The sequence below is a fragment of the Oribacterium sinus genome (assembly GCF_963537195.1).
In the GTDB taxonomy this organism is placed as follows: domain Bacteria; phylum Bacillota; class Clostridia; order Lachnospirales; family Lachnospiraceae; genus Oribacterium; species Oribacterium sinus_A.
The window spans coordinates 15210-32623 of sequence record NZ_CAUTEG010000018.1; the positions used below are offsets into that span (position 1 = coordinate 15210).

Annotated in this window: 17 protein-coding genes and 1 pseudogene; 17 read left to right on the forward strand and 1 reads right to left on the reverse strand. The window is 44.6% G+C overall.

Annotation, left to right across the window (positions count from 1 at the left end):
* Positions 1-34 precede the first annotated feature (34 nt).
* From RYL27_RS03700 to RYL27_RS03725, 6 genes are all read left to right on the forward strand, one after another.
* Positions 35-1069, forward strand: a complete 1035-nt coding sequence (locus RYL27_RS03700) for a TIGR03943 family putative permease subunit (RefSeq protein ID WP_314965331.1) — start codon at positions 35-37, stop codon at positions 1067-1069.
* A 153-nt stretch (positions 1070-1222) separates the two neighbouring features.
* Positions 1223-1699, forward strand: a complete 477-nt coding sequence (locus RYL27_RS03705) for a hypothetical protein (protein WP_314832824.1) — start codon at positions 1223-1225, stop codon at positions 1697-1699.
* Positions 1700-1882: 183 nt separating this feature from the next.
* On the forward strand, positions 1883-2728 hold the full coding sequence (locus RYL27_RS03710; RefSeq protein WP_304072897.1) for a mechanosensitive ion channel family protein: 846 nt from the start codon (positions 1883-1885) through the stop codon (positions 2726-2728).
* A 57-nt stretch (positions 2729-2785) separates the two neighbouring features.
* Positions 2786-3358 (forward strand): RNA polymerase sigma factor, encoded by a 573-nt coding sequence (locus RYL27_RS03715; protein ID WP_314965333.1) that lies wholly within the window; start codon positions 2786-2788, stop codon positions 3356-3358.
* Positions 3351-4586 (forward strand): anti-sigma-I factor RsgI family protein, encoded by a 1236-nt coding sequence (locus tag RYL27_RS03720; protein ID WP_314965335.1) that lies wholly within the window; start codon positions 3351-3353, stop codon positions 4584-4586. Before RYL27_RS03715 ends, RYL27_RS03720 begins: the two co-directional genes overlap by 8 nt.
* 112 nt (positions 4587-4698) lie before the next feature.
* A complete protein-coding gene (locus tag RYL27_RS03725; RefSeq protein WP_314965337.1) occupies positions 4699-6657 on the forward strand; it encodes an SseB family protein in 1959 nt (652 codons plus the stop codon).
* 224 nt (positions 6658-6881) lie between these two features.
* Here RYL27_RS03725 and RYL27_RS03730 read toward each other — a convergent pair whose 3' ends face one another.
* Positions 6882-7604 carry an anthrax toxin lethal factor-related metalloendopeptidase gene (locus tag RYL27_RS03730; RefSeq protein ID WP_314965338.1) on the reverse strand — a complete coding sequence of 241 codons (723 nt, stop codon included), beginning with the start codon at positions 7602-7604 and terminating at the stop codon, positions 6882-6884.
* 322 nt (positions 7605-7926) lie between these two features.
* Between RYL27_RS03730 and RYL27_RS03735 the strand changes: the two genes are divergently transcribed.
* The 11 genes and pseudogenes from RYL27_RS03735 to RYL27_RS03785 form a co-directional block, all read left to right on the forward strand.
* The gene (locus RYL27_RS03735; RefSeq protein ID WP_314965343.1) at positions 7927-9132 is read left to right on the forward strand and encodes an NRAMP family divalent metal transporter; all 1206 of its coding nucleotides are present in this window, start codon (positions 7927-7929) and stop codon (positions 9130-9132) included.
* Between the two features lie 84 nt (positions 9133-9216).
* Positions 9217-9942, forward strand: coding sequence for a 5-oxoprolinase subunit PxpB (pxpB, locus tag RYL27_RS03740; protein WP_314634260.1), 726 nt, complete (start codon positions 9217-9219; stop codon positions 9940-9942).
* 1 nt (position 9943) lies between these two features.
* Positions 9944-10954: a biotin-dependent carboxyltransferase family protein gene (locus RYL27_RS03745; RefSeq protein ID WP_314965345.1), complete on the forward strand. Its 1011-nt coding sequence runs from the start codon at positions 9944-9946 to the stop codon at positions 10952-10954.
* Between the two features lie 13 nt (positions 10955-10967).
* Positions 10968-11405: an acetyl-CoA carboxylase biotin carboxyl carrier protein gene (gene accB, locus RYL27_RS03750; RefSeq protein ID WP_007155895.1), complete on the forward strand. Its 438-nt coding sequence runs from the start codon at positions 10968-10970 to the stop codon at positions 11403-11405.
* Between the two features lie 11 nt (positions 11406-11416).
* Positions 11417-12766 (forward strand): acetyl-CoA carboxylase biotin carboxylase subunit, encoded by a 1350-nt coding sequence (gene accC / locus RYL27_RS03755; protein WP_314965347.1) that lies wholly within the window; start codon positions 11417-11419, stop codon positions 12764-12766.
* A gap of 2 nt (positions 12767-12768) precedes the next feature.
* On the forward strand, positions 12769-13533 hold the full coding sequence (locus RYL27_RS03760; RefSeq protein ID WP_314965349.1) for a LamB/YcsF family protein: 765 nt from the start codon (positions 12769-12771) through the stop codon (positions 13531-13533).
* Between the two features lie 451 nt (positions 13534-13984).
* The gene (locus RYL27_RS03765; RefSeq protein ID WP_304071813.1) at positions 13985-14419 is read left to right on the forward strand and encodes a Fur family transcriptional regulator; all 435 of its coding nucleotides are present in this window, start codon (positions 13985-13987) and stop codon (positions 14417-14419) included.
* Positions 14420-14445: 26 nt separating this feature from the next.
* On the forward strand, positions 14446-15546 hold the full coding sequence (locus RYL27_RS03770; RefSeq protein ID WP_314965352.1) for a metal ABC transporter substrate-binding protein: 1101 nt from the start codon (positions 14446-14448) through the stop codon (positions 15544-15546).
* Complete coding sequence (locus RYL27_RS03775; protein ID WP_314965354.1) at positions 15546-16253, forward strand: metal ABC transporter ATP-binding protein; 708 nt, start codon at positions 15546-15548, stop codon at positions 16251-16253. The genes RYL27_RS03770 and RYL27_RS03775 overlap by 1 nt, the downstream gene beginning before the upstream one ends.
* Positions 16254-17078: a metal ABC transporter permease gene (locus RYL27_RS03780; protein ID WP_314965355.1), complete on the forward strand. Its 825-nt coding sequence runs from the start codon at positions 16254-16256 to the stop codon at positions 17076-17078.
* 11 nt (positions 17079-17089) lie between these two features.
* Positions 17090-17414: pseudogene (locus tag RYL27_RS03785) on the forward strand (hypothetical protein); the annotation flags it as partial.

Genomic DNA, 17414 nt, shown 5'->3' on the forward strand with positions numbered 1-17414 from the left:
CGGAGAAGAATGCATAAAACGGAAGGAGAGTAGAATGGGAGAACAATGGGAAGCGGAGGGAGAAGGCATTCCTGTCTTTTTGATTAACGGATTTTTAGAGTCGGGAAAAAGCAGCTTCATTCAATTTACCATGGAGCAGGAATATTTTCAGACCGAGGGAAATACCCTCCTTCTTCTTTGTGAGGATGGGGAAGTGGAATATGACCCTATTAAGCTGGCAGCGCATCATACCACGCCGGTGTATATGGAAAATATTACGGATTTCCAAGAAGAAAAATTGCAGGCTTTGGCAAGACAGTATAAGGCGGAGAGAGTCTTGATCGAGTGGAACGGCATGTGGAACCAGGATGATTTATACGGCGGTCCCATGAGTGAAGAGGTACTGGCAAAACAGCAAAATCGTGAGCCGAAGTATCAGGTATCCATGCCGAAGGATTGGTTTTTATATCAGGTAATCACGATTTTAGACGGCTCCAGCCTGAAGCTGTATCTTTCCAATATGCGTTCTTTTCTGGGGCAAATGCTTCGTCATGCGGAACTGTGCATCGTGAATCGTTGTGATAATCTGTCCAATGAAGAATTGGTGGATTATCGTAGAAAGATTCGTGCCATGGGCCAAAATGCCATGATTTTACTGGAAGATAAAAACGGAGAAATCCCCCAGACCGCTCTTCCGGAAGACCTGCCCTATGATCTTGGACAGGATGCCATTACTTTAGCAGATGAAGATTATGGTACCTGGTTCTTGGACTGCATGGAAAATCCGGAGCGCTATCTGAATAAAGAAATCACATTTTCCGCTATGATTTTAAAACGGAAAAATATGCCGGAGAATGAATTTGTTCCGGGACGTATGGCGATGACCTGTTGTGCGGAGGATATGACCTTCCTTGGTTTTATCTGTAAGGGAGACAAGAAATTAATTGCTCCCTTTTCAACAAGAGACTGGGCAAAGCTCACTGCAAAGGTGAAGCTGGAGGAACGGGAAGAATATCATGGTATAGGGCCGGTTTTACATTTGGAAAAGATTGCCAGAACCGGAGAAATCAAGGAACCTGTGAATTTCTAACGATTTCTTATAGAGGTATAATCGATATTTTTTTAGAAATAAGTAAGAAAGCCTTGCGAAATTATATTATTTTTGTATACTAGGAGTGATAATTTAACAAGGGCAGGATTTGTATGGATGCAAGATGCCCTACAACTTAAAGGAGGACTTACTATGTCATATTTACAGATCTTTGCACTATTAGGAGCATTTTTAATCCCGTTTATCTTGGTTTGGCTGATTTGCTACGGCTTGGAGGCTTACGCACTTTATACCCTGGCTAAGAATAACGGTCAGGAGGATAAGGCGATTTTAGCATTTATTCCCTACATAAACCGTGGACTTTATGCTTATTTCGCAGGAGACCAGGTGATGTTTGGAACACCGGTTCCCACGATTGCCAGTGCCGCAATCATGGGTCTGCTTCCACTTCTCGGTGGATTTATTGGCGGTATCATTAATTATATTTGTATAGTCGTGATTATTATCGTTTCTTTTTACAATTATAAAGCCGTATACAGCAAGATGAGCAGCGTTTCCGATTCTACTCTTTTTGGTGTTTTGGCTGCTGTAATTTCCCTTTGCCGTGTAATCTTCATTTTCCTTCACAGAAATGATATTCTGGTAGAGGACGGAGAAATCGTAGAGTAATATTTCTTTTTAGCAAGCTATAGCAGTTTTATACCGGCTCCAAAAGTTAGACCCAAGAATCTAACCTTGGAAGCCGGTATTTTTATAAATATTTTTACATCCAAAGAGAGTCGGGGATACTGCTTCGATAGGGTTTTAAGGAAAATGTTTTATCCATCTACAGTTGTAGGGACGGGAGATAATATGAATCAGGTAGAAAGTATTGAAAATGAAATTCGGGTCTGGAGCTTCCAAAATTTTGGAAACGGCTTAGCTCTGGGGCTTACCCGTTTTATGGGGAAATTTTTATTGGCGCTGGCATTGTTTTTGATTGGTCGATTTATCATTAAAAAGCTGGGACATATTCTTCCGAAAACCCCTATTTCAGCTAAGATCGATCCTACGGTTCGGAATTTTTTCTTTCGAGCAATCGTACTTTGTCTGTATCTGATTTTAGGAATCAGCTGTGTCAGCATTCTGGGGGTTCCCATTGCTTCCGTCATCACTCTTTTGGCTTCTGCCGGTGTGGCGGTAGGTCTGGCCTTACAGGGCTCCCTATCTAACCTTGCGGGAGGCATTATGCTTTTGCTGTTTCGCCCCTTTAAGGTGGGGAATTATATCAAAAGCGGTACGGATGAAGGCACGGTACAGGAGGTGAGTATTTTCTATACCGTTATTCTTTCTCCGGATAACAAGCGGATTTCCATTCCCAACGGCAGCCTGATGAATGCCAATATCATCAATTATAGTGCGGAGCGTTTCCGGAGGGTGGATTTGATTTACCAGCTTGGTCGGGATGAGGATGTAGAAAAGATTAAGGGATATTTGGAGGCTTGTATTCAGGACGATGAGCTGATTCGAAAATACCCGGAGCCCTTTGTAGGGCTTACCGCGGTGGGAAGAGATTATTTGGAGTTTAGTATCCGTCTTTGGGTGGATACCCCTTCTTACTGGACCCTGTATAATCGGATTAATGAAAAGGTTGCCATCAAATTCGCCAAAGAAAATGTGCTTTTACCCAGCACGGCTATTAAAAATATACAAAGTTGACTTTCATTGCAATAAAATGCCCTCTCTATGCATTGTACTTATGAAAGGACGAAAAACATGATCAATGTGAGTATGCTGATTGCGGATTTTTCCGGGCAGGAAGAAATAGCGGATGAACTGATATTTTCTTTGGCAAAGGGAAACCGGGAAGCGCTGAAAATCATATATGAAAAAAGCATCAATGCATTGTATGCCTACGTTCTTTCTTTAACAAAAAATAAGTATGACACAGAGGATGTTTTGCAGGAAACCTATGTAAGCATTGCAGAAAATGCAGCTTCCTATCATGGGGGAAATAAGGCGATGGCATGGATATTCCGAATTGCCAGGAATTTCACCCTGATGCATTTCCGAAAAGAGAAAAACAAAGACAGCATTCATGAAGTGGAAGAGGCAGTGGACGCCAAATATTCCTTTTCCTTCGTGGAAAATGCAGACCACAGAATGCTTTTGGAATCCGCCATGGAAATATTGGAGGAAGAGGAAAGACAGATTCTTTTTCTTCATGCCGTGGCAGGCTGGAAGAATCGGGAAATTGCGGAGTATTTAGGAAAAAACTTAAATACGGTTTTATCCAAATACCAAAGGAGCATTAAGAAGCTGCAGGAGCACTTAGGAAAGGATGAGTAAGATGAAGCAGGAAAATATGGAAAAAGAGCTTCAAGAGGCTGTTCAAAATCTTATCCCTAATAACTTATTTACTAGGATTACCGCAGAACTGGATTCCAAGGAAGAGGGTGCAAAGATGGAAAAAGTGCTGGTAAGAAGAATCGAAAGTAAGCGTTCAAGTTTAGGGTTAAAAACAGTGATGCAGTTGGTGGCAGCCTGTGTGGCTTTGGTATTGGTAGTTGGGGGAATCTTTTATTACAGAGGAAACTTGATGGTGGACAGCTTGGTGGACTTGGATGTAAACCCGGGAATTGAGCTTCTTACCAACCAAAAGAACCGCGTATTAGAAGCTTATGCAACCAACGGCGACGGTGATAAGGTTCTTTCCGGTATGGATTTACATAATGTGGATTTACAGGTGGCATTAAATGCTATCGTAGGGTCTATGGTGCAGCAAGGCTATATGACGAAGGACACCAAGGGCGTATTGGTAACCGTGCAGAATAAGGATCAGAAGAAGGCGGAAACTCTTCGTAAGCTGGTGGTGAAAGAAATGGAGATAGCTTTGTCCACGGAAGATATGAATGCAGCAGTCTTTCATCAGGTGATTTCAATTCAGAATAACAATGCTTCCGCATTTGCCAGGAAAAATAACATTTCCTTAGGAAAGGCTGTGTTCGTACTGAACCTTGCCAATAAGGCCAGATCCTTAGATGCCAAAGAGCTTGCAAAGATGAAGATTTCCGAAATTGCAAAGCTGGTAGCTGATAAGAACATCGATATTCGTGACATTATTGAGTATGATTCCGATGACAGCCTCTGGGAAAATATTGCGGATGCTATTGAGGATATTAATGAGGGAGACGATGACTACATCGTAGCAACGACGCAGCAGGAATCTACTCAGGCGGTTCAGGTTCAGCCTACAGAAACACAGGCGTCTGTACAGACACAGGCAAAAAGCCAGGCGCAGACTCAGCCTCAGACCCATGCACAGACTAAGCCTCAAACTAAGGTACAAACGAATGCACAGCCTCAGACCAGCGGCAGAATCAGTGCAGACAAGGCAAAGGCTATTGCCTTCGGACATGCCGGGGTTTCTGCAGGACAGGTTAGAGAGCTTTCTGTAGAGTATGATGATGACGGTGTATATGAGATTGACTTTAAGGTAGGAAATACAGAGTACGATTATGAAATCGGTGCTACAGACGGTTCCATTAGAAAAGCCGATGTAGAGCAGGACGACTAAAATAGAGAAGATTTTCTTCATCAAAATGTTTCTCTATCCCCCATTCTTTGCTATACTGTCTGAAGTACAAAAAAGGGCATATTTCCTTTTTTGCGAGACTTAGGAGGATTAGATGAAAGAGATGGGACAGAAGGAGTTTTCTGAAAAACTCGAATTAGCCAAGGGACTTGAGGAAAGTATTCTTCGTTTTTCCGATGAGCGAAACCAGGAGAATTTAAATAAAATTTTTGCCAGTATCGAAGAGTTGATTAACAATGGAGGAGGACTTCTTCTAGCGGCGGACCCTGCCGGAGAAAAGGACGGTCAGCAGCAGATTAATCTGAAGTTTTTAAAAACCGAGGAGGGTAAAAGCTATGCCGCAGCTTTCACTAATGTGGAAGAGCAGAAGGCGGGGAACGAAGGACAGCAATCCTCCGCAGTTTTACTTCCTGTGGCGGAGCTGTTACAGATTGCGGCGAACCATCCCCATTCCGACGGTGTGGTAATCAATCCCTTCAGCAACAGCTTTATTCTTCTGAAAGAAGCCATCGTGGCTTTGCAAAATAAGATGCGTACCCAGAACGTGGAAGAGCGTTTAAAGGGAAGTGCCGGAATTTTCCAGGCGGTTGCGGCTTACCATGAGGAGCAGAAGAAGCTTCCCGAAGGAGAGGCTATGCCGGAAGACAAGAAGCGTGCCGGCATTGAGCGAGTATTACAGGGCTTTTTGCAGGCCATGGAGCTTAATGCTCAGCTTTTGGTGGCTATCGTATCCACCGAGAAAAAAGAGGGAGAAATCGCAGATGGTCAGGTTCTTCTGAACCATTTAACAACCCAGGATGGAAGAGACGCCATTGCGGTATTTACCTCCGGGGAACAAATCGAGAAGAATCCCGCAGAAACAGCGGCTATCGCTATGCCGGTGCAGGATGTGCTGAAGGCGGCCATCCACATTTCCGAATCCGGGAAAATGGACGGACTGATTATTAATCCCTGGTCTCAATCCTTCTTCTTAAGTCTGGACATGGTGAAGTGGCTTCTGGATGCCAAGATGCGGGGAGAAGAGAGAGCAAAGGAAAATGAAGAAAAGAGAGCCATGACCCAGGGGCTTTCCGAAACCATGCTGTACTCTGCTTTACTCGGTGGAAGCTTAGGAATCGCCAAGGAGAAAGATGCTCTTGGAGAAGCTCCTTATAGAGAGCAGGCCTTTAGCTATCGTCCTGCTATGGGATCCGTTCTTTTGGCAGAGTTCCACAGCCTGAATACCGAAAGAAAGCTTTCCTTCCCGGATATGCAGGAAAAGTTCTACGACTGGAAGTCAAAGGGAATATATGCCTTGGAAGGACAGGAGCAGGATGCCGTGGAAACTATGGATGCCAGCATTATGCGCTTTGCCACTGGTAAAGGACCTAAGGATTGCGGTGTGGATGCAGAGGATGATTCCTTCCTTTCCAGAATGCTACCCTTTGCCATGATGCTTTGCAGACGTTTGCATCAGTTTAGTGACATGGACAGGGCAATGCTCCATGATGCGGTGCGATTAACAAACAATAATCCTAAGGCTATGCTGATGGGAGAGCTGTATGCCACCATGCTTCGTAATCTGGTTCTTCACTTAGGTGGAGAAAGCCTGGAAGAGCAGCTACAGGCTGCGGCCAACTATGTAGCTTTGTTCTATGAAGAGGAAGAGGCGGAGAACGAAGAAGAGAAACGCCTGAATGAAGAGGCTAAGGAGCAGCATAGAGAGGATGTTAAGGACTATGATGCACTGGTTGCATCCTTCGAAATTCTCAAGCCCTTCTTGGATTTAAAGAGTCTGGAAGGAAAGAAGGCGGAGGAGCTGTCCGGAAAGGAAAGTTGCGAAGCTACCCTTCTTTTAGCTACCTGGGTACTGCTTAACAGCAAGAGCTATCAGGAAGCAGTGGAATCTGCACTTTCCCTGAAGGGAAGTAAGAACCTTCCTGTAGTGGTTTCTACCCTTGCAGCAGCTTACTACGGCTTATCCCAGATTCCTAAGGACTGGGTGAACGCTTTAGCCGGTAAAGAAGAAGTCCGCGAAATCGCCATTGAGTGGCAGATGCGCTGGCTGGATTAAGAAATACGAAAAAGGGATTGTAAAATCAAAAATATTTTCTAAACAATATAGGTCTGAAACGGGGTACGTTCTCGCTAGCTTCGCCACGTAGCAGTACTAACTTCAAGCTTCGCTTTACTCGCTTTCAGTAAGTACTGACGGGCTCAGACTACCCCGCATTCAGACCTATATTGCCGAAAATTCTTTATAATTTTGATTTTACAGTCCCTTTTTCTGTTCTTTTTTTAAGCGTTTACCGCTTCCTCCGGTACCGGGTGAGTGGCATTAAACTCATTCACCAACTGATCGATAAAAGCATAGGTAGCGGGAGCTACAACCTGTAGCTGCTCGGGAGTATCTACATAAGCCTTAAAGCTTCCGGCAAAGTACTCTGTACTGTCGGATTTCTCATATTGGGTTACCAAACCGTTTTGATTGGCTTCCTGCTGATAGATTGCTACGAAATCCGCTTCCTCGGAACGGGAGCGTTTTCCTCTGGTAACATAGCGGAAAACCTGATTTCCATATCGCTTTTCTTGTAAAAGAATTTCTTCGTCTTTATATACTACATCATCGAAATAATGTCCGATTTCATGGGCAAGAGCGTAGGCTCCCAGTAAGTCCTGGTCGGATAGCATTATGTTTGCTTCCATTCCATCCAGTGCGGTATACATGCCGATGACATTGTCTCGTCTTTGTTTACTGTTAAAAAAAGTGATACTGTTATGATTCAATTCATACTGTAAACGAATGGATGCAGGAATTCTGTTATACACTTCAATAGCCGCATTGACCTGGGCATCATTCACTGCACCATCTCCCTGCTTCAAAGGGATTCCGGCAAAAACCGGAGAGCTTGCCAGAAGAGAACATAGGGTAAGAACTCCTAAGCTTTTTCTTCCGTAATTTTCTAAAGCCTTCAAAATCCTTCTTGAAAATGCCTTAGTTTGTGTAAAAAACTTTTGCATATTTGCTCCTTTCTCATGCAAATGGCTAAGAGTAGCTCTTAGACCCAGCTTATATATCGGCCTATTTATAAAATTAATTAGAAATCTCAAAGTTTGGAAAAATTCTTAAGAAAATACTGCGAATTTCCGCTTCTGTTCTGTTTTGTTCCATGTTTATTCTGTTTCCGTTCTATTCTTATTCAGAAAATCCGGAAAAATTCTTGACGCTGGGCAAAAAATGACTATACTGTGTATAAGACTTAATTTAAAGACACTGATGAATAAGTCCTAAATAAACAGTACAACAATTCAACTGTCCAATAAAAAGAAGGAGGAACTTATTATGAGCGGAACGAAGAAGAAAAGCGGAGCACTGCTTGGAGCAGCCTTTCTGATGGCAACTTCAGCCATCGGACCGGGATTTTTAACCCAGACGGCAAAGTTTACCGGTGATTTTAAAGCCAGCTTTGCCTTTGTTATTTTAGCTTCGGTTATTTTGGCAGCGATTGCTCAGCTGAATATCTGGCGTGTACTTTGCATCAGCGGGATGCGAGGACAGGATGTGGGAAACCGTATCCTTCCGGGACTGGGATATTTTGTTTCCTTCTTAATAGTTTTGGGCGGTTTGGTTTTTAATATCGGAAATGTAGGCGGAGGAGCCTTGGGCTTACAAACGGTTCTGGGAATTCCTACACAGTTTGGTTACTTTCTTGCAGGAGGTCTGGCAATTCTGGTTTTCTTGTCCAAGAATGCAAAGGGAATTATGGATCGCTTGGTAAAGATTCTTGGGGCAGTCATGATTCTTGTTATCCTGGTAGTAATCTTTATGGTAAAGCCTCCCATTGCTTCCGGCCTTAAAAACAGTATTCTTCCGGAAGCAAGCATCGTAAGTTTATTTCCTGCCATCCTTACTCTTTTGGGGGGTACGGTTGGAGGATATATTACCTTTGCAGGGGCGCACCGTTTGATTGATGCGGGCGTTACCGGAGAAGATAAATTGAAGGATATTAATTATTCCGCAGTTATGGGAATGTTTGTTGCCACATTGGTTCGTGTCCTTTTATTCTTTGCCGTATTGGGTGTTGTGGCAAAGGGTGCCAGCTTGGATGCGAAAAACCCGGCAGCAGATGCCTTTCTTCAGGGAGCTGGCGTAATAGGACAGAGAATTTCCGGCTTGGTGCTCTGTTGTGCGGCTATTACCTCTATCGTTGGTGCGGCATACACCTCTGTCAGCTTCTTAAAGACATTGTTTCCTGCAGTGGCTAAGAGAGAAAATCTTTTTATCATTGGATTTATCCTCCTTTCCACCTTGGTAATGGCAGGCCTTGGAAGTCCGGCAAAGCTTCTTGTTTTAGCAGGTTCTCTGAACGGTTTAATCTTACCGGTAAGCTTAGGGATTTGTCTTGTGGCTTCTCAGAATAAGAAGATTATGGGAGAAAATTATAAGCATCCGAAAATTCTGCTTTTCCTGGGGATTATCGTGGTAGTATTATCTGCTTATGTGGGATTAACTTCCTTGACAAAGTTATCCACTCTCTTTACCGCATAAAATCTATGCATGAAAGCTTAGAGCATATAGATTTTTAAAGAACGGGATTTTTAAACAGAGATTGTTTTCGGAGAAAGGAAAACTATGGAAAAGATACGAGTGCTTACTGCAGGAGACTCTGCTTTACTGATTCAGTTTGAGCAAAGAATCGGAGAGGATGTAAATCGCAGAATCAGCGCTACCGTAAAGTTATTGAAAATGCAACAAATCGAAGGAATAGTGGATATGATTCCCGCCTACGCCTCCCTGCTGGTACAGTATAACCCCTTGGTGATTCGCTATGAGGAAATTTACAAGAGGGTTTCCGCTATTGTGAAGATGGATACCAAGGTAGAAAGCATGGAGAAGAAGGTTTGGGAGATTCCTGTCTTATACGGAGGAGAGCTGGGACCGGACTTTTCCTATGTGGCGGAGCATGCCGGAATCAGCGGAGAAGAACTGATACGCCTCCATAGTGAGAAGGATTATCTGGTGTATATGCTGGGCTTTTTACCGGGCTTTACTTACCTTGGCGGTCTGGAGGAAAAGCTTCATACTCCCAGGCTGGAAAACCCCAGAGTGAAGATTCCCGCAGGTTCTGTAGGAATCGGAGGTTCTCAGACCGGTGTTTATCCTGTGGATTCTCCGGGAGGCTGGCAGTTGATCGGAAGAACGCCGGTGAAGATGTACGACCCGGAAAAGCAGGATCCTATCTTGGTACAGGCCGGAGAATATATCCATTTTTATCCGATTACGGATTCTGAATATGCAAGGATTTCCGAGGCGGTAGCATCAGGAAACTATAGCGTACAGTGGCATAAGGAGGGCTAAAATGGGATTTCGAGTAATTAAGGGAGGCCTTCTTACTACGGTTCAGGACTTAGGTCGTACAGGCTATCAAGCCCAGGGCTTTAATGTGAACGGTGTCATGGACCGAAGAGCCTTTCGTATTGCAAACCTGCTTTTGGATAATCCGGAAAATGAGGCAGTGCTGGAATGTACCCTGATTGGTCCTACCTTAGAGTTTACCGCCCCTATGATTATCTCCATTACAGGAGGAGACTTTCGACCGGAGTTAAATGATGAAGCAATTCCCATGTATACTGCCATTTATGTGGCTAAGGGGGATGTATTGAAGATAGGTTCTGCAAGAACCGGACGGACCTGCTATATTGCCTTTTCCAACTACTTAAAGGTTCCGGTGATTATGGGCTCCCGGTCTACCAATTTAAAAAGTCAGATTGGCGGCTTTAAGGGAAGAAAATTAGAGGATGGGGATTATCTGGATACCAGAATTAATCGAAGAATTTATCTTCCCAGCTTTCTTTCCAGAACCCTCCCCTTAAAGGAGTATGAAGAAAGTAAAGTGAAGATTCGGGTAGTTCCCGGACCGGAGGAAGAGGTATTTTCCAAAAGAGGAATTAAGAGCTTCTATGAAAGTGAATATACAGTGGGAAGTGAGTTTGACCGTATGGGACTTCGTTTGGACGGGGCATATATTGAAAGTAAGAAGGGCTCCGACATTATTTCCGACGGAATTGCCCTAGGCTCTATTCAAGTTCCTTCCCACGGAAAGCCCATTGTCCTTCTGGCAGACCGGCAAACCACCGGAGGTTATGGAAAAATAGCGACGGTAGCGACGGTGGATTTGCCAAAGCTTGTACAAAGAAGGATGGATGATAAGATTCATTTTGAAAAGATTACGGTACAGGAGGCACAAAAGTTGCTCCGGGAAGAGGAAAAGGAGCTACAGGAAATGCGAAAGCTGATTCATAAGCCCTGTAAGGAAGTCTTAGATTGTCGTTTGGCGGCAAAACGCTTATCCAAGTTATTTGAGAAGTAGGAGAGGAGAAAGAATGGATTTAGAAAAGGTAGAGGGTTTGGTAAGAATTTTGGAGAATTCCTCCTTAAATACCATGTCCATTAAAGATGGAGATTTTAAGATTGTTATGAGTAAATTAGATCATCCTCCCGTGCTTGCTCAGGGAGGAGCATCTCAGCTTGTCTATGAGAGTCCGGCTACGGAAAAGCAGGAGAATTCTGAAGAGGAGAATGAGGTGCATATCACCAGTCCTATCGTGGGAACTTTTTATTCCGCATCCGGACCGGATATTCCTGCCTTCGTTACGGTGGGAGACACGGTAAAGGCGGGGGATACGGTTTGTATTCTGGAAGCTATGAAAATGATGAATGAAATCACGGCGGATTTTGACTGCGAAATTGAGGCGGTGCTGGTTTCCAATGAGCAGAAGGTGGAGTATGGGCAGCCTTTGTTCCGCGTGCGTAAGCTGTAAAGGAGGCGGAAGTGTTTAAGCGAGTCTTAGTAGCCAACCGGGGAGAGATTGCCGTTCGGGTAATTCGGGCTCTTCGGGGCATGGGTATCCCCTCCGTGGCGGTATATTCCAAAGAAGACCAGGACAGCCTTCACGGAAGACTGGCGGAGGAAAGGGTCTGTATTGGAGAGGGTTCTTCCCGGAATTCCTATTTAAATATGGACACCCTGATTACCGTGGCCAAGAATACCGGCTGTGATGCCATTCATCCGGGCTATGGTTTTCTGTCGGAAAATGCTCAGTTTGCCGAAAAATGTAGGGAAAACGACATTTGCTTTATTGGACCAAGTCCGGAAGTGATAGACGGCATGGGAAACAAGTCTCAAGCCAGAGCTAAGATGCGGGAAGCCGGCGTGCCGGTGGTACCCGGTTCCTTAAAGGCTCTTTATGATGTGAAGGAGGCCTTAGAAGAAGTCAAAGCCATGGGCTTTCCGGTGATGATAAAGGCCAGCTCCGGCGGTGGCGGTAAGGGAATGCGGGAGTGCTTTTCCGAAGGGGATTTTGAAAATGAATTCCTTACCGCCCAAAGAGAATCCGCCAATGCTTTTTCCGATGATGCTATGTATTTGGAGAAGCTGATTTTGGAGCCCCGTCATGTGGAAGTACAGATTATGGGAGACAGCTTCGGAAACGTGATTGCTCTTGGGGAAAGAGACTGTTCCATCCAGAGAAATCACCAAAAGCTGGTGGAGGAATCCCCTTCCCCCATTGTGACGGCGGAAAGTCGAAAAGCTATGATGGAGGCTGCGATAAATGCGGCTAAGGCAGTGTCCTACGTGGGAGCCGGCACCATAGAATTTATCGTGGATCAGGAAGGCAAGTTCTATTTTATGGAAATGAATACCCGTATTCAGGTGGAACACGGGGTAACGGAACTGGTAACGGATACGGATCTTGTGATAGAGCAGATTCGGGTCTGCGCCGGGGAGCCTCTTAGCATGAAGCAGGAGGAAGTTCTTCTACGGGGACATGCCATAGAATGCAGAATTAATGCGGAAATTCCGGAGAAGAATTTTATGCCTAGCCCCGGAACCATTACGGCCTTACATTTACCGGGAGGAAACGGGGTAAGAGTGGATACGGCCATTTATACCGGCTACAAGATTCCTATGGAATACGATTCCATGATTGCCAAGGTCTTGGTGCATGGAAAAGATAGGCAAGAGGCTATCCGGAAAATGAAGGGAGCCTTGGAAGAGATGCTGGTGCTGGGGGTGGAAACCAACCTGGACTTCCAATATAAAATAATGCAGTCTGAGTCATTTGTGGAAGGAAAGGTAGATACCGGCTTTATTGAGCGCTTTACCTTAGGAGGAAAATAAGCATGAAGGTTGATTTAAATGCAGATGTGGGAGAGAGCTTCGGGCGCTATACCTTGGGAATGGATGATCACTTGATTCCTCTTCTCAGCTCTGCCAATATTGCCTGTGGCTACCATGCAGGAGATCCTTTGGTGATGGAGAAAACCGTGGAATTATGTAAAAATGCGGGAGTTGCCTTAGGGGTACATCCCGGATTTCCGGACTTGCAGGGCTTTGGTAGAAGAAATATGGACTGTACGCCTAAGGAATTAAAGACCATGCTGCTCTACCAAATGGGAGCCTTGGAAGCCTTTTTGCACAAGGACGGCTTAAAGCTTCAGCATGTAAAGCCCCATGGCGCCCTTTATAACATGGCCGCAAAGGAGGAAGAACTGGCTAAGGCTATCTGCGATGCGGTAAAGGAATACGATTCTTCCTTGGTAATTCTGGCACAGGCCTCCGGTAAGCTCTACCAATTGGCGGAAAAGATGGGAATTCCTGTAAAGGCGGAGGTTTTTATGGACAGAGCCTATGAGGAGGACGGTTCCTTGGTGAATCGAAGAAAACCGGGAGCCATGATTACCGACGAAGAGGAAGCTATTGAACGGGTGCTTTCCATGGTACTGGAGAAGAAGGTCAGAGCCATCACAGGAAAGGAAATCTCTATCCAGGCAGATTCCATCTGCGTCCATGGAGACGGAGAGAAGGCCTTGCTTTTTGTTGAAAAGCTCAGAAAGACTCTTGAAAAAGAGGGAGTGACGATAGAAGCTTTCGGAAGAGGCATTTAAGAAGAAAATTATTCATAAAAGCTTGAAGGGAATGTGGGAGTCAAACTAATCCATAGCCTTCATGCGTATAGGTCCGGGATAAGGGTAATCTGAGCCCGCGGGTACTTGCGAAAAACAAGAGCAGCGCAGTTTTTCGCTTAGTATCCCCTGCGAGGCGAAGTTAGCGAGAGCGTGCCCCGAGCCCGGACCTATACTGCATGAAGGCTGTTTTTTGATATTTACATTATTTTCTTCAGCTTTTATGAAATTTTTCTGTATTTCATTGACAGCAGAAAAATAGCTAGTAAAATATGAAAATGGTTTCCGTTTTCATGCTTTTTGTATTCATTTTTTGGAATGGATTTTTAGAGTTCGGAGGCTTGAAAAGGGAATCTTGACAGGAAGGCTTCTCTATGGTCAGGAATAGGGGAGCAAAGAGCAGGGTTGAGATAGATTTTGTAGGGGAGCGGATATGGAAAAAGGGAAGTACAAAACCCAGCATAAAGAGGAATTGCAGAAATATCTATCCAATTTAGAGGGAGAACATTTCACGGTAGCGGACTTGGTGATTCATTTCCGTGAAGAGGGAAGGCCCATCGGAACCACCACTATTTACAGGCAGTTGGAACGACTTTGCGAAGAAGGTTTGGTGAATAAGTACCTGATCGATCAAAATAGCCCGGCCTGCTTTGAATATGTGGGGGAGAGGAAAGAAGCTTCCAAGGAACATCTTTTTTTCCATTGTAAATGTAGCCGTTGTGGAGCCTTGATTCATCTGCATTGTCATGAACTGGACTTTATGATGGAGCATCTTCTTGTGCATCATGGCTTTCATTGGAATCCGAAAAGGACGGTTTTCTACGGTTTGTGTGAAAACTGTGCCCGGGAAGAGGAAAATAGGCCTTAAAGTTATTTATCTAGAAAGGAGCCCCTATGGGACTAAGAAAACTGGCGATTGCCACCACATTTTCCTTACTTGCAGCAAATCTTTTTGCCTGTGGAGCAAGTAATGCAGGAAAGACTGAGACTACAGCAGCCACCACACAGGCAGCAGCAGAAAGCAGCAAGGAGGAGAGCAAGGCAGGCGGAGAGAAGCTGAAGATTGTGGCTACCAATTTCCCTGCTTATGATTTTGCAAGAGCTGTTACCAAGGGAGAGGCGGATGTTACCATGCTGGTAAAGCCGGGAGCGGAGACGCACAGCTATGAGCCAAGCCCTCAGGATATTATTACCGTTCAAAATGCGGATTTATTCCTCTATGTAGGCGGAGACAGCGATGCTTGGGTAGACGGCATGTTAAAGTCCATGAACAAGGAGGATTCCTCCGTTTTCAAAATGATGGATGCGGTTAATTTAATGGAAGAGGAAACGGTTGAGGGAATGCAGGAAGAAGAGGAGCATGACCAAGACCATGAAGGAGAGTCCGGAGAGCATAAGGAAGAAGCTGCCGACCATGAGGATAAGGCTTCCGAGGCAAAGAGTGACAGTCATGAGGAAGAGGAAGTGGAGATGGATGAGCATGTTTGGACCTCTCCTATAAATGCCATTCAGATTGTAAAGAAGCTGGATGAGAAGATTTCTTCTTTGGATTCTTCCAAAAAGGACGTTTTTGAGAAGAATACTGAGGCCTATGTGAAGGAATTGGAAGAGCTGGATAAAAGCTTTAGAGAAGTGGTAGATTCCGGAAAGAGAAAGGAAATCATTGTAGCAGACCGTTTCCCCTTTGCTTATTTCTGTAAAGAGTACGGCTTAAGCTACTTTGCTGCATTCCCGGGCTGTTCTACCGATACCCAGCCTGCTGCACAGACCATTGCGTTCTTACAGGATAAGGTAAAGGAAGACGGTATTCCGGTGGTATTCCATATTGAAATGAGCAACGAGGATATGGTAAATGCCATTTGTAAGGATACGGGAGCCAAGAAAATGCTTTTGAATGCGGTACACAATGTGACCGATGAGGATTTCAAAGCAGGCAAGACCTATGTGGACTTAATGAAGCCGAATGTAGAGGCATTGAAGGAGGCACTGAATTAATGAGTTATTTTTCCCTAAACAAGATTGGCTTTTCCTATGAAGGGAAGGTGGTATTAGAGGACATTCATTTTTCCGTGGAAAAGGGAGATTATCTTTGTATCGTGGGGGAAAACGGAGCCGGAAAAAGTACCCTTTTAAAGGGCATATTAGGGTTGAAAAAGCCCGGTGAAGGAGAAATCATTCTGGGGGACGGCCTGAAAAGGCAGGATATCGGATATCTTCCCCAACAGACGGAGGCGCAGAAGGATTTCCCTGCCAGTGTTTACGAGGTGGTGGAGTCCGGATGCCTAAACAAGCTTTCCTTATTTCCCTTTTATCGTAAGGAAGATAAGAAGCGGGTAGAGGATGCTATTCGTTTTTTAAACATTGAGAATTTGAGAAAGTCCTGCTATCGGGAGCTTTCCGGCGGACAACAGCAAAGGGTTCTTCTGGCAAGAGCCCTTTGCGCCGGCTCCAAGCTCTTGATTTTGGATGAGCCTGTGGCAGGTTTGGATCCTAAGGCCCAGACAGAGCTCTACGATTTAATTGACAGATTGAATAAGGAATTAAAGATTACCATCATCATGGTTTCCCATGATGTGAAGGAAATAGTACAAAGAGCAAAGCATATTCTCCATTTGGCCCATAAGCAGTTATTTTTCGGAGAGGCGGAAAAGTATAGAGAGTCGGAGCTTGGAAAAAGTTTTGTGAAGGATTTGGAGGGCTAAATGTTTAAGGTTTTAGGGTCGATGCTTTCCTACGATTTTATGATTCGAGCGATTATCGTAGGTTCTCTGGTTTCCCTGTGTTCTACACTTTTGGGAACCAGTTTGGTTTTAAAAAGATATTCCATGATTGGGGATGGCTTGTCCCACGTGGGCTTTGCAGCCTTGGCAATTGCCTATGCTCTGCAATTAGCCCCCATGTCCGTGTCTATTCCCATCTGTGTGATTGCGGCATTTTTCCTTTTGCAACTGGAAGAAAATTCCAAAATTAAGGGAGATGCGGCTACCGCTTTACTTTGTAGCGGAGCTTTGGCGGTGGGAGTAATGACGATTTCTTTGACTACCGGTATGAATACAGATGTTTGTAACTATATGTTCGGCTCCATCCTGGCCATCAGTCCCTCGGACATGCGGCTTTCCGTAATTTTATCCGTGGTGGTGCTGTTCCTTTACATTTTCTTCTATCCCCGCATCTTCGCGGTGACCTTTGATGAAAATTTTGCAAAAGCCAGCGGAACCAATACCCGTTTTTACAACATGGTTTTGGCCTTATTGACTTCTATCACCATTGTGCTGGGCATGCGAATGATGGGAACCCTATTGATTTCCAGCTTGATCGTGTTTCCTTCTATTACGGCAATGCGGGTATGTAAAAACTTCTTAGGTACCATTATTCTGGCATCTATACTTTCTCTCTTAGGATTCTTTGTAGGAATGACTTTATCCTTCCTTTATAGGATTCCTACGGGAGCTTCCATTGTGGTGATAGATATTGTGTTATTCTTCCTATTTTGTGCGATTGAAGCAATCCGGAATAGAAAGGGATAAAGGATAAGAAAATGAAATTAAGCAGAAAAATGAATACAAAAGAAGAGAAGGCCTTAGGGCCTTTTCGCATTTTCGGAAAAAACAGAAAAGCAAACGGGACCATCCCTTTGAGAAGAGCTTGCCTTCTTCTTGCTCTTTGTGCAGGAACTTTGGTGGCCTGTAAGGAAAAGGATACCGTGCGGAAGACCCCGGGAAAGGTAGAGAGTACGGAAAGTACTTCTTCCGTATCCGAAGAGGAAGCAATGTCTATGGCGGCAGCGTTGGATGCCTTAGAGTCTAAGGATGCGGCATCGGTGGCGGCGGAAAATACAAATCCCTCCTCAGAAAGTAAAATTG

Bases quoted from the DNA above. Each gene is read 5' to 3' on its own strand.
- RYL27_RS03745 (WP_314965345.1), top strand. From the start codon at position 9,944: ATGGGATTTCGAGTAATTAAGGGAGGCCTTCTTACTACGGTTCAGGAC.
- RYL27_RS03730 (WP_314965338.1), bottom strand. From the start codon at position 7,604: ATGCAAAAGTTTTTTACACAAACTAAGGCATTTTCAAGAAGGATTTTG.
- RYL27_RS03770 (WP_314965352.1), top strand. From the start codon at position 14,446: ATGGGACTAAGAAAACTGGCGATTGCCACCACATTTTCCTTACTTGCA.
- RYL27_RS03760 (WP_314965349.1), top strand. From the start codon at position 12,769: ATGAAGGTTGATTTAAATGCAGATGTGGGAGAGAGCTTCGGGCGCTAT.
- pxpB (WP_314634260.1), top strand. From the start codon at position 9,217: ATGGAAAAGATACGAGTGCTTACTGCAGGAGACTCTGCTTTACTGATT.
- RYL27_RS03765 (WP_304071813.1), top strand. From the start codon at position 13,985: ATGGAAAAAGGGAAGTACAAAACCCAGCATAAAGAGGAATTGCAGAAA.
- accB (WP_007155895.1), top strand. From the start codon at position 10,968: ATGGATTTAGAAAAGGTAGAGGGTTTGGTAAGAATTTTGGAGAATTCC.
- RYL27_RS03720 (WP_314965335.1), top strand. From the start codon at position 3,351: ATGAGTAAGATGAAGCAGGAAAATATGGAAAAAGAGCTTCAAGAGGCT.
- RYL27_RS03705 (WP_314832824.1), top strand. From the start codon at position 1,223: ATGTCATATTTACAGATCTTTGCACTATTAGGAGCATTTTTAATCCCG.
- RYL27_RS03715 (WP_314965333.1), top strand. From the start codon at position 2,786: ATGATCAATGTGAGTATGCTGATTGCGGATTTTTCCGGGCAGGAAGAA.
- RYL27_RS03700 (WP_314965331.1), top strand. From the start codon at position 35: ATGGGAGAACAATGGGAAGCGGAGGGAGAAGGCATTCCTGTCTTTTTG.
- RYL27_RS03725 (WP_314965337.1), top strand. From the start codon at position 4,699: ATGAAAGAGATGGGACAGAAGGAGTTTTCTGAAAAACTCGAATTAGCC.
- RYL27_RS03775 (WP_314965354.1), top strand. From the start codon at position 15,546: ATGAGTTATTTTTCCCTAAACAAGATTGGCTTTTCCTATGAAGGGAAG.
- RYL27_RS03735 (WP_314965343.1), top strand. From the start codon at position 7,927: ATGAGCGGAACGAAGAAGAAAAGCGGAGCACTGCTTGGAGCAGCCTTT.
- RYL27_RS03780 (WP_314965355.1), top strand. From the start codon at position 16,254: ATGTTTAAGGTTTTAGGGTCGATGCTTTCCTACGATTTTATGATTCGA.
- RYL27_RS03710 (WP_304072897.1), top strand. From the start codon at position 1,883: ATGAATCAGGTAGAAAGTATTGAAAATGAAATTCGGGTCTGGAGCTTC.